Consider the following 13,844-nt stretch of genomic DNA (forward strand, 5'->3'; position numbering starts at 1 on the left):
GGCGGGTTGGGCAGAGGGAACGGAGGTAGTGACCAGGTCACTTGCTGTGGGCGCGCTCCCAATAGGCATGCAGCCCCGGCTGGGTGATCTGGTCGTAGGGGTTGGGCGTGCTGCGCCGGGCCTTGCGGCCGCGGCGCGCGGCGACGGAATAGCTGATGCTGTCGAGCGTCGACTTACGCATCAGACTTCGTTCGCGAACGTGATGTCGAAGCCGTCTTCCTTGATGGCGACGATGATGGTGTCGGCCTGGGCCGGGTTGTCGACCACGCCGCAGTTGCCGACGGCGTCCTCGAAGTGGGTCTCCCACCAGTCCAGCGGGCAGGGTTGGTCCGAGCGGGCGTCGGCGACGGGGGTGAAGACGGTCACGCCGCGGGCGCGGGTGACGATGAAGCCGGTGTTACGCATCGAGCAGTTCCTTGAACGGCATTGATTTGAGGTCGTCGATAATCAGCCCCTCGACGGCGCCGGCCAGCAGGTCGGCGCGGCCGTGGATCAGGCAGATGGCGTTGTCGAGGTCGATGTATCGACGGGGGAGGCGGAGGTTGATGCCGGGGTTGGGTTTGCCGTCACGGGGTGCGACGTTCGTCCCTTGCTCGGTCCACACGCCGACCGCGTCGTAGTCGTCGTAGATGGCGACGCCCATGAACACGGTCTGGGAGTCGCGCGGGCGGCGCATTTCGCGCAGGATTTCGACCTGGCAGCGACCCCCGACGGTTTCGTAGATTTTGCCGACTTCAAGCATCGAGCAGCTGCCTGATCTTGGGCAGGTTGGCGAGGCGGGCGAAGGGCAGCACGAAGCTGACCATCTCGCCGTCGTCGTGGACGTCCTCGCAGCCGAGGTCTTCGAGGTCCTGCGGGTTGAAGTCGTCTTCCGTTTCGATGCGGAGGGCGATGCCCACCACATTGTCGCCGGTCAGCGCGTGGAGCGTGGCCGCGGCGCTGTTCAAGAGGAACGAGATGCTGGTGGTCCGCGCCTCATCGACGCGCGTCGGATAGTTGGTGAGCTGCGCCAGCAGCCACCACAGCTCCTCGTCGGTTGACGGGACGAAATGGCCGGCTTGCGGGCGGCTCGCGAAGAGCTTCTTGAAGCGTTCGATCATCGGTTCGACCCGACGAAGGCGAGGACGAGGAGGACGCGCCAGCCGGCGTACGACGACCAGAACCACTGCAGGTCCCACATGATGAAGCTGGTCACGAGGCTGGCGATGGCGCAGACCATGAAGAGCCAGAGGGCGAAGATGCCGAGGGCGGCAGAGCCGGTGTTCAAAGCGAAATTCCAATCTGCTTGAGGGCGTCGGCGAGGTCGAGCTTCCCGCCCATGTCAATGCGCTTGCCCATGTGGTTGATGACGAAGTGGACGGGGTCGACGCCGATCATGCGGGCCGTCGTCTGGGCGACGTCCATGTGGTCGGCGATCGTGCCGTAGGACGACCGATCGAAGTCGTGTCGCGAGAGCTCGTAAAGCGCGCTGCCCCCGTCGAGGGCGTCGGCCATCGTCGGGTAGCCGTTCCACGGGCTGTAGGTCTCGAGCTTGATCTGGCTATTGGGCATCGGACCATGCTTTCTTGAACGCGGCGTGCGCCGGGCGGACGTCGTGGAGGTCGAGGCGCTGCAGCAGGCAGTGAGCGTATTCGACCTGATGCGGCATCAGGATGGTGCCGACGGCGAGCTGGGCGAACTCGCTGGCGCGCGACTTGACGTCAGGGTTGTCGGTCGTCGTCATGATGATGTCGTGCGCGGCCGTCGACAGCGCCTCGGTCCAGCGCACGCCGAGCTTGCGGCGCACGTCCTGGCCGAAGTCGCCAGCGATGACGAAGCTGCCATCGTCGTTGAGGTGGAGGTGGGCCGGGGTCGACGCCGGCGTCGGCTGGTCCCAGATGGTGGGTCTGCCCTCGATGAGGGAGAAGTGGACGGGGAAATTACGCATTGCGGGTCTCCAGGCTGGCACGGGCCAGCAGGTTGTGGGCGAGGTGAAGGTGGGCGATCGCCTCCTCGACGAGGTGGGCGGCCGGTTCGGGCAGCTCCGAGGAGCAGAAGGCACGGGGCAGGCCGCGATATTCGCGGGTGCTGATCGTGCGGGCGAGGTCGATGACGGTCTCGGTGTCGTCGTTCAGCTGGCGGACGTGGTCCGTCACCAGAGCACCGAGACCGCGGTGACGTGGGCGAGGTTGAAGAAGACGTCGTTGTCTTCCCGGTCCTTGAAGTGCGGGCCGGGGTAGACCCAGACCTCGATGTCGGTTTGGCCCATCAGGTGGATCATCAGGGTGTAGCCGGCGCCGCCGTGCTTCTCGTCGTTGGCGAAGGCGAGCGCCTGGTCGAGGACGCTCATCCGCGCTGCATCCCTTCGCTGTTCAGCAGGTCGACGATCTCGTCGGCCGGGACGGCTTCGGTGGGGTCGTCCGGGTCACCGTCGGAATAGTGGATCGCGCCGTCGACCACGCTCCAGCGCGGGACCTCGAGCGTGACCTGCTGGCTCTCGTCATTCCACGGCTCGGCGCAGATGAAGTAGCCGAGGCGGTTCACATAGTGCCGGCCGGGCGCGATCCACATCGTGCCGTCCTCGTCCATCAGCGTCCAGACGAGGTGCGGGTCGGTGGCGTGGACCTCGGTGATCTCGTCGCCGAAGGTCTCGAACAGGGTGCCGTCGTAGGAGGCGTGCTGGTCGAGGTGGTTCTTGATGGGCTGGTAGGTGTCCAGCCACTCGAAGTAGCAGAGTTCTTTCATCAGAGGGTCACTCCTTCGTCGAGGCAGAGCGCGCGGCGGGCGTCGAGCACGGCGCGCAGGTGTTCGTGGTCGATCCGCGGCAGCGGGTTGTTGAGGGTGCGCGGGCCGGAATAGGTCCGGTGCCCGGGCGCGGGCTTGGCGGGCGCGCGGGTGAAGAACTCAGTCCGCATTGGCGATCGCCTTGTCGATGAGAGCGAGGACGTCGGCGTGAGTGGTCTCGGGGTCGTCGTTGAATTGGAGGTGGTTGCGGCCTGCGAAGTTAGAGAGCCGGTCGGCGGCGTCGCGATATTCCCCGAAGCGATACGGGTTCGAGGTGTTGACCTCAGGGTGCAGCTCGTGGGCGGCGCGGATGAGGGCGCCGTCCAGGCAGAAGCAGCGGGCAACCGGCTCGGTCGGGTCGATGAAGTACCCGTTGTCGTCGCGGGCGAAGCTGTCCTTCGTCCAGTGCTCGGGGTCGGCGAGGATTTCGCGGACGCGGATGAGGAGGTCAGGCATCGGCGATCGCCTTGTCGAACACGGCCAGCACGTCGGCGAGGGTGGTGGTGTCGGCGTCGTTGAACTCGGTCACGAGGTCGAAGGTGGTGTCGCGGTCGGCCGTCGGGTCCAGCGCACGGGCGAGCGCGAGGCTTTCCGGCGTCTCGGTGAGCAGGATGTCGGCGGTGCGGTTGACGACGCCCAGCGCGCCGAGCATGCAGAAGTGACAGGTCTCGGCGTCGGCATAATTGTAGTTCATAGCCACGCCGTGTGGATCGGCGGCGTAGCAGCCGCCTTGGGTCCACTGACCCTTGGCGAGGATTTCGCGGGCTTTGATGAGAGTGTCACGCATCGATTTGGTCTCCAAAGGCGAGACGGACGAGGCGGTGGGCCTCGGTCTCGTCGGGGTTCATGCTGTCGGCCATGTCACCGCGGGCGCGGTGGGTGATGTAGGCAAGGTTGGGCTGGCCCTGCTTGCTGAAGGTGCGCTCGGCACGCTTCAGCTCGCAGGCGAGGAAGGGATTGATCAAAGACCGAGCACCTCGACGGGCTTGGTGGTCGACAGCGCGAAGAGGAAGGTCTCCTCTCCGGCGTAGACCGAGCGGTGCTTGAGGTGCGAGACGTGGAAGCTGCCCTTGACGCGCCGGCCGTCCTCGAAGCTGAGTTCGTAGAGGTCGGAGCGGCCGGTCACGGCGTCGGACAGTGCCTGGTCGCGGGCCTGCTTGCTGACGAACACACCGGTCCCGGCGAGGGTCATCTTGCCAGGCGGGTTGTGGGTGACTTCGTCGGTCTTGAGACCGGCGATGGTGTGGCCGTCGCGTTTGACGAGGTAGGCGGTCATCAGATGGCCTCCTTGCGGGCGCGGGCGACGGTCTCGATCTTGCGACAGGTGGGGAAGGCGTCCCCGTCCCAGTTGACCAGCACCTTCTGGTTTTCGCAGTCGAACCCGATGAGACGGGCGCGCAGGCTCACGACCTGGCTCTCGGCGAGCTCGTTGACGGTGAGGGTGTCGGGGTTCGCGACGACGGCACCGTTGTGGACGACGATGACGTTGTCCCAACGGTGCTCGCGCTCGTTGAGGAAGTTGCCGGTCAGGATGCCGATGGCGCCAATCATGGCGGGGATGATGAAGCGGTGCATGGGGTGAACTCCGTCCTATAAGGATTTTTCTTACTAACTTATTTTCTTAGACTCTATAACCAGATGAATTAAAAAGAGTAAGAGAAACAGTTAGTTAGACTATCCTTGGGTGAGGGGGATTTGATGGGATTTGGGAAATTTCCCAACTGTCCGCTCCCAGAAAGTGGGAAATTTCGCTAACAGTTGGGATTGGGGACAAGTGACCTAGTCACTCGAAAAAATCCTATAAGGCGCGAGTCCGACCACGGGCCGCAACCAGCCGCACACCGGTCAAAGGGTCGAAAATGACGTTTCGCCGCCACCGCCAGACCTTTTTCGGGTGAACACCCAGTTCACGGGCAATGGCCGCGGCCGACCTCTTGTCGTTCTTGAGGTCGAGCTGCGTCCACAGCGGCGCGGCACCGGCATAGTCCGGACACACGGCGGCGATCATCTTCAAACCATCTCCTGGGAGGAGGCTTTCTGCGAGCACCTGGCCCTCGGCCGGGTCGGCGGCGTCGATCATATTGGTCAGACCCTTGCGGGCCTTGGGACCGATGCCGCCGAGCGCGTAGACCCACTCTATAGGAATACCGGGCGTCGTCGCGAGCAGCACGAGGTCTGCCCGCGACGGGCGCTTAAGCAGTTTCGAGAGCAAGGTTGATGATCGGCCGTTCGATTTTCATGACCATCGCCTTGGACCGGCCGAGGGCGCGGACGAGGCTCTGGGTCGTGAGGACAGGGTAGCGCGCGGCCTCCAGCAGGTCATACATGCGGTTGGCGTGGATGGCGAAGCCGGCGTCGTCGCCGGCACGGCCGCACCGCAGCGCCTGCTTGGCCTGCCACTCGGCGAGGCTCGCGACCTTGGCGATCGGCAGGGTGGGAATGAGGGTCGTGTTCATGGCAAAGTCCTCCTGTGGCCGGGCGCACGAGCGGCCGGCGAATGTTGAAACGTGGTTGGTTGGTGACGCTGGAACTGTCCTAAAATCCGGCGGGCGTCATCCACCGGTAGGGCAAGTGACTAGGTCACTTGATGCGAGCGAGATCCTTGCGGAGCGCGCGAAAGACGAGGGCCGAGGCGGTGCCGTAGGCGACGACGTTGAGGCCGCAGGCGGCGAGGATCATCAGGGGCGGGCGCTCGAGCGCGACCACGACCGAGACCACGACCGTGGCGAGGCAGAGCAGCGCCATCGCGCCGCCGACGAGGATGACGAGCTTACGCATCGGCCAGGACTCCGCCGAAGGCTACAAAGAGACCCTTGGCCCAGCGGGCCTTGGCGGCCCATTTGGCCGAGCCGTAACGGCGGGCGAGCGTGTCGTAGTGCGTCCAGTCCGCGAGCGCCTGGGCGCGAAGAATTTCCATCATGTCGTTCACTCCAATAAAAAACCCCGCCGAAGCGGGGTGAGGTTGGTTTGGGAAATTTCCCAAAATTCAGTCGATAACCTTGGCCATCTTGCGGTCGAACGCGGCCAGCGCCTTGCCCAAGGCCTTGTCGGCTTGCTTGGCGCGGATGGCGGCCGCCTCGGCCTTGGCGGCTTCGGTGGCGCGGGCCAGCCGGTCGCACTCGGCCGCAATCGCTTCGGGCGAAAGCGGGTCGAGCTTCGCCTTGACCGGCAACGGGGCGCGCGGCGCGGGTTGGCGTTCGTGCCGCTCGATGAACGGTTGCGGCTGGACGGCTTCGAGCGACGTTTTGAACGCTGACAGGAAGGCGCGCGACTTTGCGATCGACTGGAAATAGTCGCACTCGGCGCGCGGCCGGCCCTTCACAAGCGGCGCGGGCGTCGGCTTGCGATAGCCGTTCCTGTTCTGGCGCGCCTCTTTGCGCGACGGTTGGCAGGTTTCCATTTCCCGCCGGTCGCGTTCGGCAACCCACGGGTTGCCAAGGCGGGCGAATTGTTGCGCGTTCGTGTCCATAACGGCCTCCAGATAAAGCAGGGTCAGGGGAAGGGGCGGCGCGCGTCCCTTGCCATGACCCTGCTTTGGGAAATTTCCCAAAGCAGGGTTGCGGGCGATTAACCGTTGACGGCTTCGGCTTCGGCTTCGCCTTCGGCTTCAAGGGCGCGATTTTCCGCCGCGCGGATGGCTTCCATCAGGGCGAACAACGCCTTGTCGGCCGCAATGACTTCGGCAACGTCGGCTTCGGCAAGGCGAAGCGCCAGTCGCTCGGCCATGACGGCAAGCGGAGTCGTCGCAACCGCTTCGCCCGTCGCTTCGCCTTCGCCTTCGCCTTCGCCTTCGCCTTCGCCTTCGCCTTCGCCTTCCGCTTCGCCCTTGTCGGCCTTGGCGGCTTCGCGGCGCATCGCGGCCATTTCATCGCGCAAGGCATAAAGCGACTTCGGCGCATCGGGCGATGCGGTGATGAACGCCACCAGTCGCGGCTTGAACGTGTCGGCGATGCGGCCCGCTTCGGCTGCTTCAATCATTTCCAGACACAGCGTCGCTGCCTTGCGGACGGCATCGCCACCCTTGGCATAGCGAAGCGATGAGAGGCTATCGCCCGCCTTGCCGTTCGGCTTTTTCGGCTTGAACGTGGCGAGCAAGGCAGCCGTCAAGTCGCCTTCGGTCATCGCCTTGGTGTAGAGGCCGAACAGGGTTGCTTGCCCCCATGCCGAACGGGCATTCTCGCTAGCGACTTCTTTCTGGCGTAGGGCTTCGGTCGTGACGGCATAGTCGGCTGCATTGAAAGCTTCAGCCGAAAGGGCAATGGTGCTGGTTTCATTGGTCATGGTATCGTTTCCTTTTCCGTTGCTGCCTTGGGAAATTTCCCAAAGGCCGTTGGCATGAGACGGGCACGCGCCGAGGCCGAGCGAGAGGACAGTCCCGCGCGCTTCAGACATAGCTAGCCCCAACCCCTTCGGGGTTTGGGTGGGCGTTGCGCCTCGCTGTGTGTTCCGTCTCATGCGATTGTTCTGACAGAAACAGTGACCACTAAAAGAAAAACTTCTCATGCCATAGTAACACACCCCGATAGGTGACTAAATGACGTGTCAAGCACTAAGAAACCTTTGTTTTCAGGCACTTAGGCCGGAAGGGTGCCACCTTTTTTGCCCCAGATTTTTTCACTTAGAGGGAGATCATGCCCCAAATATCCCGGGGAAATTTTCGCGTTTTTCTAATCCACAACTACGAAAAAGGGGCCGAGAACGTGTCTCGACCCCTTGTTTTTGTTCAAAACCGCGCTGTTTTAGGCAGCTTTGGCCAGAGTAGGCACAGTAACCTTCAATCCGACGACTTTGTCGCGCGTCACGAGCATCTCGTCCTGATATTCGATCACCCGGTAGCCCAGGCCCTCGAGCATCGTCTTGAACCGCTCGAAGGTGACGCCCATGCCGCGGCTGACATCCTTCATGTAGAAGAGATACTGGTCGAACACCGTGCGGCAGTCCGCGACCGAGGCTTCGTCCGGACGGACGCGCTCGCACGACTGCAGGAACGCGGCCACGCTGTTGTTCGAGCGGAGCACCAGGTTCTCCAGCCGCTTGTGCGACTTGGGCAAGGTATATTCCCGCTGCTCCAGCAGACGCTTCAAGCCGTCGACCGCCCACGCGGCGATCGCCTCGCGCTCTTCCGAGATCACGACCTCGGCGAAGTTCAGGATGCGCTCGCTCTCGGGGACCTTCCTCGTGAACTCGAAGATGATCCAGCGGCGGATGAAGCCATCCGAGGTGTCGCGCGAGCGCGGCAGGTGGTTCGAGGCGAACCAGTGCGCCGCCATCGGCGGGAACGTGAACCCGTCCTTGCCCTTGTATTCGGTGTCCTGGCGCTCGCCGCAGACGATCCCCTTGAACCGCTCGCCCGCGATCATCGCGTCTTCCGGCAGCTCGCCGCAGACGTTGAGCACCTTGCCGACCAGAGCCGTCAGCGCGAACCGCTCGCCCCATTTGTGCGGGGGTAGGGCGCAGACCGCGTTGTCGGGCATCATCGCGTCGAGGATTTCCAGCACCTGGCTCTTGCCGGTCTTGCCCGGGCCGTAGAGCAGGATCGCGCGCTGATACTCCGGCGCGATGCCGAACATGGTGGCCGCGATGACCTCCTGCAGCGCCGCGACCTTCTCGTTGTAGTCGGCGTCATCGCCCCACGCGCTCTCCAGCATGCCGAGGAAGCGGTGGCACTCGTGGCGGCGCTCGGGGATGTAGTTGAACGGCAGGGTGAACGTCTTGCCGAAGTGCGGCGCGTGGTCGTGCAGCTGCAGCGACATGTCGAGGAAGCCGTTGGCGAAGTTGATGCCGAGCTCCGGATTTTCCTCCAGCGGCATGTTGACCAGCGCGCTGATCGTCTTGACGATCGACGCATAGTCGTTGTGGCGCCGCGCCAGCGCGTTGCCCTTCACCCGCTCCGCGATGTGGCGGTAGATGTCGTTGTCGTCGAGCATCCCGAAGCACGACCCGTTCCACTGCCAGAAGGCACCCTGGTCGTGACGCAGCTCGCCGCCGCGCGAGATGTCCTCGATCACCATGCGGGCGATCGCCTCATGATCTTCCGCCGCCCCGTCGCCGGAGCCGACGCGGGCCATGACGAACATCTTCTTGAGGGCGGGCTTCGACATCTTCACCGCCCCGAGGGCATTGACCAGCACCGGGATCAGCGCGTCGAAGTGGTGCTCGGCGAACTGCTCGTCCTTCGCGACCTGAGCCACCAGCTCCTCGACCTTGGTCAGCGCCCAGTCGTCGTCGGCGGGCTTCGCCGAGACCTGCTCGTTGATCCAGTCGCGGGCGCGGGAGAAGGTCCAGCGTTCCGCCTTGTTCTTCTCGGCGATCGCCGCGATCGTCGGGTGGGCCAGCTGCTCTTCGGTGAGACCCGCGTCCCAGCCTTCCGGCAGCGTACGGCCGCCTTCGATGTCCTTCAGCAGGAACTCGAGCAGTTTCGCGATGCCCTTCTGGGGGTCCATGTCATCACCCGCGACGCCCGCGGTGAAATTCTCGACCCAGTGGTGCATGTGCTGCATCGCTTCCGACAGCGACCACTTCTCGTTCTTGTCGAGACCGAACACGACGCGCGCCAGGTAGCCCGCGTGGCGGACCAGCTGAATATCACGCTCGCCGGCCGGGACGACGTCGAGCGGCTTCGAGCGCCCCTCGTGGGCGAGCGACACGCCGCCCTTGACGCCGAGCGCCTCGCGCAGCTGCGTCTCGATGGTCACCGGCAGCACCGGGATTTTGTCCATCACCTCCCACAGGTTGGTGTTGGCGGTATACGCCTCGCCCGTATCGGGGTGGATCGACGGCGGCAGCACCATCTGGTTGCCCAGACCGAGGAACTCGCAGATCATCCCCTCGTCCGAGCGGATTTTGAAGTTCTTCTGGCCCTGCCAGCGGTAAATCAGCGCGCAGCCCTTCGCACCGACACGGCGCCACGGGGTCATCGGGAGGCAGTCCTCGATGATCTCGACCAGCTCGGGGTCGGTGGTGTCGATGTCGATCGCGCACAGGCCCGAGGCAGGACCGAACGGCAGGCCGATGTTCGAGCGGGGGTAGGTTTCCAGCCAGTGGCCGCGGACGGCCGCGGACGGCATGTTGGTGCCATACTGGGTCCACTCCGACAGGATCGGAGCCTTGCTGCGGACCTTGAGCGGCATGGCGGGGAGACCCGCCTCCCAGTAGAGCGGGGCAAATTCACGGAAGACGTTGGACATGGGTTAGCTCCGGAAGGGCTCGAGGCGCTTGAGAAATTCGTCCCGCTTTTCGTCGGGCACGAGGTCGTCGAGGATGCCGACGACGGTGGACTGGAAGGTCGCGACCTTGCGGACGGATGCGAACCGCTCGCGGATGGAGACCAGCTTCTCCATCAAGGTCGTCTGGGTCTTGATGATCGTCAGCTTGGTCGACGTGTCGAGGTTCTTCAGCTCGCCGTCGGCATCCTTGCCCAGCTCGCGCAGTTCCTTGAGCAATTCCTTCGCCTCGGTTTCGAGCTCGACCGCGTCATCGTCGGTGATCTCGCCCGACTTCTTGGGCCGGCCGACCTGGCCGCGGGTGGGCTTGTCGATATATTTCTCGACGATCACCTCGATCTCCTTGGGCTGGAACAGCTTTTCGAGGAGCGCGACAGTGTCGTTGTCGTAGGGGCAGTCCGGCTTGCGAAGGAACCCGGGGGTTGCGTCGCACTGTGCCTTGAGATCGGCGAGGCCAGACAGCACGCCGAGGCGAAGGGTGGGGTAGTTGCTCATGCCCACCCTATGCCCCTCGGCCGGAAATTTTCTCCAGCCAACTTTTTGAAGTGACTCAGTCAGTCACCGTCCACCACATCTGATTTCCACCTTGTTCAACCACCCCGTTCTCGGCCTTAGCGTGGTGGATGTTCGAAGAGCTCTACCAGACTGTGAAGGCGCGCTACGGCGCGGGCGCTTCGAACCAGTCGATGAGCGACTGGATCAGCAACAACACGACGATCAAGCGGGCCACGCCGTTCAGCTTCGACAAATACGAGTTCCAGCGCGCGATCATCGACGACATGCACCCCGACCTGTCGGTCATCAAGTGCTCGCAGGTCGGTCTGACCGAGGTTCAGCTCCGCAAATATCTCGCGATGCTGACCCGCCAGGACAACCTCTCCGGCATCTTCACCCTGCCGAACGAGGACATGTTCAAGCGCGTCTACAAGACCCGTCTCAAGCCGATGATGGACCGCGACGAGATCTTCAATCCGCCCACTGACACCAAGCCGATCCGGTCGACCGGCCTCGTCCAAATCCGCGACAGCTTCGGCTACATCACCGGCTGCGGCGAAGACGACGCGACCTCGATCCCGGCCGACTTCCTGTTCCACGACGAGCTCGACCTGTCGCCCGAGGACATGATCGGCCTCTACCAGTCGCGTCTGCAGAACTCGGACATGAAGATCACGCAGAAGTTCTCGACCCCGACCTTCAAGGGCTTCGGGATCGACAAGAGCTACGCGCTCACCGACCAGCGTGAATATCTGGCCCGCTGCGGCAGCTGCAACCACTGGCAAATCCCGGTTTTCAACCGCCGCTTCGTCCACTGCGAAGAAGCCGACATGCTGGACGTCAAGGACCTGACGGACATCACGGCCGAGCAGATCGCGCTGATGGCGCTCGATGAGACCTATGTGAAGTGCGAGAAGTGCCACGCGCGGCTCGACCTGGCGAACCCGGAGATGCGCGAGTGGGTGGCCCGCCACCCGGGCCGCACCGCCTTCCGCGGCTACTACGTCCGCCCGTTCAGCGCCGGCCGGCTCAACCCGGCCTATGTCTTCGGCCAGCTGGCGAAATACCGGACGCAGGGCTTCATCCGCGGCTTCTACAACACCGTGCTCGGCGAGCCCTACAACTCGGCCGACGCGCAAATCCAGCGCGACGACGTCGAAGCCTGCATGAAGGGCGGCGAAATTCCGAACGTCGGGGATGACACCCCGGTGTTCCTCGGGGTCGACGTCGGCTTCCAGTGCCACATCACCCTATCCTACGACGACCCGGTCACCTTCGAGCCGGTCTGGGTCCTGTTCGAGACCGTGCCTTACGCCCGCCTCGAGACCCGGATCGCCGAGCTGCGGATGGTCTACAACGTCGTGCAGGGCGCGATCGACCGCTTCCCGTTCACGCCGACGGCGGACGCCATCCGCCAGCACACCGGTGGCGTCATCATGCCGATCCAGTGGCGTGGCGTGGCCGGCCTGGCGCCGGTCAAGGACGAGCTGGGCGAGCTCACTCACTACAGCGCGAACCCGACCCTCATCTTCGACCGCATGCAGGCCGTGATCGGCCAACGGAAGATGGTGATCCGTGGTTACACGCATTTGAAGGAGACGCTCATCACCCACGTCTGCGACATGGTGCGCGACGAAAAACCCGACGCCAACGCGGAAGCGGTGTGGAAGAAGACGAGCGGCAACGATCACTTCTTCCACAGCATGGCGTTCAACATGCTTTCCCGGAGGATTTGCGAGCACATGTATCACACGCAGAGCGGCTCCGAAGGCAGTTCCTCCACCATCGTCGGCACCGTTGTCGGCGCAACCACCCAGGGCCGCCCGCTGCTCGGCAGCGCGGCCCGTAGTTCGAGGCTTGGACGCGAATGAAGCTCAACCCGGTCAAGCTGATCCTGCCGAAGGGCAAGGGCGTCAAGGGCGGCAAGTCCTTCACGCCGACCTACAACCAGCGTCAGCCGCTCCTGAAGGCTCCGACCTACCGCGAGCACCTCCAGGACCTCTACAACTCGCGCCTGTCGAGCGACAGCCGCGACCTTCTGAGCGCCGCGGTCAACCAAGACCCGGACGTCTCGGCCGCCGTTCACGCCTACCTCACGATCGCGGGTAGCGCGGACCTCGTCATCTATGCCTTCGACGACAAGGCCCAGCTGGACATGGAAGGCGTCAAGCTCGGCCGGGCGCTGCTCGACCAGCTGACGACCGTCTCGGATTACTCGGTAGGCTATTCGGCCAAGCCGCTGCTCTCGTCGCTGTGCGAGAGCATCCGTTATTTCATGATGCTCCGCGGGATGGTCGCGGCCGAGCTCGTCTTCGACAAGCAGATGGTGCCGAGCGAGCTGCGGCTCGTCGACCCGGCATCGCTGATCTGGAACGAAAAGACGCCGGGCGTCTTCGCACCGGTCCAGAAGCCGAAGGGCTCGCAGGTCGAGATCGACCTCAACATCCCGACCTTTTTCACGAGCCGGTTCCACCAGAACCCGACCGACATCTACACCTTCTCGCCCTTCGTCTCGGCCATCAACACGATCGCCGCGCGGCAGGAAGTCATCAACGAGCTCTACCGCATCATGCGGGTGGTCGGCTATCCGCGCCTCGACTTCGAGGTGCTGGAAGAGGTGCTGCAGCAGAACGCTCCGGTCATCATCCGCAATGACCCCAAGAAGATGCGCGAGTTCGTGGACGGCGAGATCGCCAAGCTGACGACCGCCCTGCAGACCATCCGGTCGGACCAGGCGCTGGTCCACTCGAGCGCGGTCAAGGCCAGGGTCATCAACGACAAGAACCCCGGCGCCGGGATGCAAATCCAGCAGATCATCGACGTGCTGGACGCGCAGAACCAGTCGGCGCTCAAGGTCATGCCGGCCGTGATCGGCAAGGCGGATGGCGGCCAGGTGGCCGGCACCGAAGCGCGCCTGTTCGCGCTCGGCGCCGACAGCATGAACCGCGCCGTCGCGGGCGTCCTGACGCAGTCGCTGACCCTCGCCGCACGCCTCGCGGGCTATCAGGGCCGGATCGAAGCGCGCTTCCGCCCGGTCGAGCTCCGGCCGGAGCTGGAGCTGGAGCCGCAGAAGGTGATGAAGTCGTCGCGCCTCAAGCAGGACCTGTCGGCCGGCCTCATCACCGACGACGAATACCACATGGAGATGTATGGCCGCCCGGCACCGGAAGGCGCGGAGCAGCTGTCGGGCACCAACTTCCTGACCCCGAACGCCGGGGCGGCGAACGTCGACGTGACCGACATCTCCCCGAACCAGGACGCCCACGGGCGCTCGCTCGCCCCGCCGGGCGGCAAGTCGGCCAAGTCCAACGCGAGCAAGCCCGCTGCGGCGCCCCAGACGAAAACCGCCAAGAAGGAATAGAC

General features: G+C 64.2%; 26 protein-coding genes. 2 read left to right on the plus strand and 24 right to left on the minus strand.

All coding sequences use genetic code 11. The annotated features are described in order from the left end of the window. Nucleotides 1-37: 37 nt before the first annotated feature. The 24 genes from G570_RS13675 to G570_RS07370 all read right to left on the minus strand — a co-directional run bounded on the left by G570_RS13675 (nt 38) and on the right by G570_RS07370 (nt 10,481). On the minus strand, nt 38-181 hold the full coding sequence (locus G570_RS13675) for a hypothetical protein (protein ID WP_156930368.1): 144 nt from the start codon (nt 179-181) through the stop codon (nt 38-40). Then, nucleotides 181-405 carry a hypothetical protein gene (locus G570_RS07275; RefSeq protein WP_037500650.1) on the minus strand — a complete coding sequence of 75 codons (225 nt, stop codon included), beginning with the start codon at nt 403-405 and terminating at the stop codon, nt 181-183. Before G570_RS07275 ends, G570_RS13675 begins: the two co-directional genes overlap by 1 nt. Next, a complete protein-coding gene (locus G570_RS07280; RefSeq protein ID WP_037500652.1) occupies nt 398-742 on the minus strand; it encodes a hypothetical protein in 345 nt (114 codons plus the stop codon). Before G570_RS07280 ends, G570_RS07275 begins: the two co-directional genes overlap by 8 nt. Then, a complete protein-coding gene (locus G570_RS07285) occupies nt 735-1,100 on the minus strand; it encodes a hypothetical protein (protein WP_037500653.1) in 366 nt (121 codons plus the stop codon). Before G570_RS07285 ends, G570_RS07280 begins: the two co-directional genes overlap by 8 nt. Further along, nucleotides 1,097-1,267: a hypothetical protein gene (locus G570_RS13680; RefSeq protein ID WP_156930369.1), complete on the minus strand. Its 171-nt coding sequence runs from the start codon at nt 1,265-1,267 to the stop codon at nt 1,097-1,099. The genes G570_RS07285 and G570_RS13680 overlap by 4 nt, the downstream gene beginning before the upstream one ends. Then, on the minus strand, nt 1,264-1,551 hold the full coding sequence (locus tag G570_RS07290; RefSeq protein ID WP_037500654.1) for a hypothetical protein: 288 nt from the start codon (nt 1,549-1,551) through the stop codon (nt 1,264-1,266). The genes G570_RS13680 and G570_RS07290 overlap by 4 nt, the downstream gene beginning before the upstream one ends. Continuing rightward, nucleotides 1,541-1,927: a hypothetical protein gene (locus G570_RS07295; protein ID WP_037500655.1), complete on the minus strand. Its 387-nt coding sequence runs from the start codon at nt 1,925-1,927 to the stop codon at nt 1,541-1,543. Before G570_RS07295 ends, G570_RS07290 begins: the two co-directional genes overlap by 11 nt. Further along, nucleotides 1,920-2,135, minus strand: coding sequence for a hypothetical protein (locus G570_RS07300; RefSeq protein ID WP_037500658.1), 216 nt, complete (start codon nt 2,133-2,135; stop codon nt 1,920-1,922). The genes G570_RS07295 and G570_RS07300 overlap by 8 nt, the downstream gene beginning before the upstream one ends. Next, nucleotides 2,132-2,329 carry a hypothetical protein gene (locus G570_RS07305; RefSeq protein WP_037500661.1) on the minus strand — a complete coding sequence of 66 codons (198 nt, stop codon included), beginning with the start codon at nt 2,327-2,329 and terminating at the stop codon, nt 2,132-2,134. The genes G570_RS07300 and G570_RS07305 overlap by 4 nt, the downstream gene beginning before the upstream one ends. After that, nucleotides 2,326-2,724, minus strand: coding sequence for a hypothetical protein (locus tag G570_RS07310; protein WP_037500664.1), 399 nt, complete (start codon nt 2,722-2,724; stop codon nt 2,326-2,328). Before G570_RS07310 ends, G570_RS07305 begins: the two co-directional genes overlap by 4 nt. Next, nucleotides 2,724-2,894, minus strand: a complete 171-nt coding sequence (locus G570_RS13685) for a hypothetical protein (RefSeq protein ID WP_156930370.1) — start codon at nt 2,892-2,894, stop codon at nt 2,724-2,726. Before G570_RS13685 ends, G570_RS07310 begins: the two co-directional genes overlap by 1 nt. Further along, nucleotides 2,884-3,219 carry a DUF6197 family protein gene (locus G570_RS07315; protein WP_037500667.1) on the minus strand — a complete coding sequence of 112 codons (336 nt, stop codon included), beginning with the start codon at nt 3,217-3,219 and terminating at the stop codon, nt 2,884-2,886. Before G570_RS07315 ends, G570_RS13685 begins: the two co-directional genes overlap by 11 nt. Then, on the minus strand, nt 3,212-3,550 hold the full coding sequence (locus G570_RS07320) for a DUF6197 family protein (protein WP_037500670.1): 339 nt from the start codon (nt 3,548-3,550) through the stop codon (nt 3,212-3,214). The genes G570_RS07315 and G570_RS07320 overlap by 8 nt, the downstream gene beginning before the upstream one ends. Then, nucleotides 3,543-3,728, minus strand: a complete 186-nt coding sequence (locus G570_RS07325) for a hypothetical protein (protein WP_037500677.1) — start codon at nt 3,726-3,728, stop codon at nt 3,543-3,545. Before G570_RS07325 ends, G570_RS07320 begins: the two co-directional genes overlap by 8 nt. After that, entirely contained in the window at nt 3,725-4,039 is a 315-nt protein-coding gene (locus tag G570_RS07330) for a phage tail protein (RefSeq protein WP_037500680.1), read from the minus strand. The genes G570_RS07325 and G570_RS07330 overlap by 4 nt, the downstream gene beginning before the upstream one ends. After that, nucleotides 4,039-4,338, minus strand: coding sequence for a hypothetical protein (locus G570_RS07335; RefSeq protein ID WP_037500683.1), 300 nt, complete (start codon nt 4,336-4,338; stop codon nt 4,039-4,041). Before G570_RS07335 ends, G570_RS07330 begins: the two co-directional genes overlap by 1 nt. 223 nt (nt 4,339-4,561) lie before the next feature. After that, complete coding sequence (locus G570_RS07340) at nt 4,562-4,933, minus strand: hypothetical protein (RefSeq protein ID WP_037500686.1); 372 nt, start codon at nt 4,931-4,933, stop codon at nt 4,562-4,564. A 22-nt stretch (nt 4,934-4,955) separates the two neighbouring features. Beyond that, nucleotides 4,956-5,219, minus strand: a complete 264-nt coding sequence (locus G570_RS07345; protein ID WP_037500689.1) for a hypothetical protein — start codon at nt 5,217-5,219, stop codon at nt 4,956-4,958. A 124-nt stretch (nt 5,220-5,343) separates the two neighbouring features. Further along, complete coding sequence (locus tag G570_RS07350) at nt 5,344-5,541, minus strand: hypothetical protein (RefSeq protein ID WP_037500692.1); 198 nt, start codon at nt 5,539-5,541, stop codon at nt 5,344-5,346. Continuing rightward, nucleotides 5,534-5,683: a hypothetical protein gene (locus G570_RS13690; protein WP_156930371.1), complete on the minus strand. Its 150-nt coding sequence runs from the start codon at nt 5,681-5,683 to the stop codon at nt 5,534-5,536. The genes G570_RS07350 and G570_RS13690 overlap by 8 nt, the downstream gene beginning before the upstream one ends. Nucleotides 5,684-5,749: 66 nt before the next feature. After that, a complete protein-coding gene (locus G570_RS07355; RefSeq protein ID WP_037500695.1) occupies nt 5,750-6,232 on the minus strand; it encodes a hypothetical protein in 483 nt (160 codons plus the stop codon). Nucleotides 6,233-6,330: 98 nt separating this feature from the next. Then, entirely contained in the window at nt 6,331-7,044 is a 714-nt protein-coding gene (locus G570_RS07360; protein ID WP_037500698.1) for a hypothetical protein, read from the minus strand. Nucleotides 7,045-7,502: 458 nt separating this feature from the next. Next, nucleotides 7,503-9,950: a phage/plasmid primase, P4 family gene (locus tag G570_RS07365; RefSeq protein WP_037500702.1), complete on the minus strand. Its 2,448-nt coding sequence runs from the start codon at nt 9,948-9,950 to the stop codon at nt 7,503-7,505. Nucleotides 9,951-9,953: 3 nt separating this feature from the next. Then, nucleotides 9,954-10,481, minus strand: a complete 528-nt coding sequence (locus G570_RS07370) for a hypothetical protein (protein ID WP_037500706.1) — start codon at nt 10,479-10,481, stop codon at nt 9,954-9,956. Nucleotides 10,482-10,609: 128 nt separating this feature from the next. Between G570_RS07370 and G570_RS07375 the strand changes: the two genes are divergently transcribed. Together G570_RS07375 and G570_RS07380 are read left to right on the plus strand one after the other, a co-directional pair. Then, complete coding sequence (locus tag G570_RS07375; RefSeq protein WP_037500709.1) at nt 10,610-12,352, plus strand: phage terminase large subunit family protein; 1,743 nt, start codon at nt 10,610-10,612, stop codon at nt 12,350-12,352. Next, complete coding sequence (locus G570_RS07380; protein ID WP_037500712.1) at nt 12,349-13,842, plus strand: hypothetical protein; 1,494 nt, start codon at nt 12,349-12,351, stop codon at nt 13,840-13,842. The genes G570_RS07375 and G570_RS07380 overlap by 4 nt, the downstream gene beginning before the upstream one ends. Nucleotides 13,843-13,844: the final 2 nt, after the last annotated feature.

It is taken from the genome of Sphingomonas jaspsi DSM 18422 (genome assembly GCF_000585415.1).
Classification (GTDB): Bacteria; Pseudomonadota; Alphaproteobacteria; order Sphingomonadales; family Sphingomonadaceae; genus Sphingomicrobium; species Sphingomicrobium jaspsi.

What these genes read in the sequence shown, in the direction of transcription:
- G570_RS07330 (WP_037500680.1), bottom strand. Translation starts at nt 4,039, where the DNA reads ATGACCGCCTACCTCGTCAAACGCGACGGCCACACCATCGCCGGTCTC.
- G570_RS07285 (WP_037500653.1), bottom strand. Translation starts at nt 1,100, where the DNA reads ATGATCGAACGCTTCAAGAAGCTCTTCGCGAGCCGCCCGCAAGCCGGC.
- G570_RS07345 (WP_037500689.1), bottom strand. Translation starts at nt 5,219, where the DNA reads ATGAACACGACCCTCATTCCCACCCTGCCGATCGCCAAGGTCGCGAGC.
- G570_RS13675 (WP_156930368.1), bottom strand. Translation starts at nt 181, where the DNA reads ATGCGTAAGTCGACGCTCGACAGCATCAGCTATTCCGTCGCCGCGCGC.
- G570_RS07370 (WP_037500706.1), bottom strand. Translation starts at nt 10,481, where the DNA reads ATGAGCAACTACCCCACCCTTCGCCTCGGCGTGCTGTCTGGCCTCGCC.
- G570_RS07295 (WP_037500655.1), bottom strand. Translation starts at nt 1,927, where the DNA reads ATGCGTAATTTCCCCGTCCACTTCTCCCTCATCGAGGGCAGACCCACC.
- G570_RS13685 (WP_156930370.1), bottom strand. Translation starts at nt 2,894, where the DNA reads ATGCGGACTGAGTTCTTCACCCGCGCGCCCGCCAAGCCCGCGCCCGGG.
- G570_RS07275 (WP_037500650.1), bottom strand. Translation starts at nt 405, where the DNA reads ATGCGTAACACCGGCTTCATCGTCACCCGCGCCCGCGGCGTGACCGTC.
- G570_RS07355 (WP_037500695.1), bottom strand. Translation starts at nt 6,232, where the DNA reads ATGGACACGAACGCGCAACAATTCGCCCGCCTTGGCAACCCGTGGGTT.
- G570_RS07280 (WP_037500652.1), bottom strand. Translation starts at nt 742, where the DNA reads ATGCTTGAAGTCGGCAAAATCTACGAAACCGTCGGGGGTCGCTGCCAG.
- G570_RS07320 (WP_037500670.1), bottom strand. Translation starts at nt 3,550, where the DNA reads ATGCGTGACACTCTCATCAAAGCCCGCGAAATCCTCGCCAAGGGTCAG.
- G570_RS07350 (WP_037500692.1), bottom strand. Translation starts at nt 5,541, where the DNA reads ATGCGTAAGCTCGTCATCCTCGTCGGCGGCGCGATGGCGCTGCTCTGC.
- G570_RS07335 (WP_037500683.1), bottom strand. Translation starts at nt 4,338, where the DNA reads ATGCACCGCTTCATCATCCCCGCCATGATTGGCGCCATCGGCATCCTG.
- G570_RS07375 (WP_037500709.1), top strand. Translation starts at nt 10,610, where the DNA reads ATGTTCGAAGAGCTCTACCAGACTGTGAAGGCGCGCTACGGCGCGGGC.
- G570_RS07305 (WP_037500661.1), bottom strand. Translation starts at nt 2,329, where the DNA reads ATGAGCGTCCTCGACCAGGCGCTCGCCTTCGCCAACGACGAGAAGCAC.
- G570_RS07380 (WP_037500712.1), top strand. Translation starts at nt 12,349, where the DNA reads ATGAAGCTCAACCCGGTCAAGCTGATCCTGCCGAAGGGCAAGGGCGTC.
- G570_RS13690 (WP_156930371.1), bottom strand. Translation starts at nt 5,683, where the DNA reads ATGATGGAAATTCTTCGCGCCCAGGCGCTCGCGGACTGGACGCACTAC.
- G570_RS07360 (WP_037500698.1), bottom strand. Translation starts at nt 7,044, where the DNA reads ATGACCAATGAAACCAGCACCATTGCCCTTTCGGCTGAAGCTTTCAAT.
- G570_RS07365 (WP_037500702.1), bottom strand. Translation starts at nt 9,950, where the DNA reads ATGTCCAACGTCTTCCGTGAATTTGCCCCGCTCTACTGGGAGGCGGGT.
- G570_RS07290 (WP_037500654.1), bottom strand. Translation starts at nt 1,551, where the DNA reads ATGCCCAATAGCCAGATCAAGCTCGAGACCTACAGCCCGTGGAACGGC.
- G570_RS07310 (WP_037500664.1), bottom strand. Translation starts at nt 2,724, where the DNA reads ATGAAAGAACTCTGCTACTTCGAGTGGCTGGACACCTACCAGCCCATC.
- G570_RS07315 (WP_037500667.1), bottom strand. Translation starts at nt 3,219, where the DNA reads ATGCCTGACCTCCTCATCCGCGTCCGCGAAATCCTCGCCGACCCCGAG.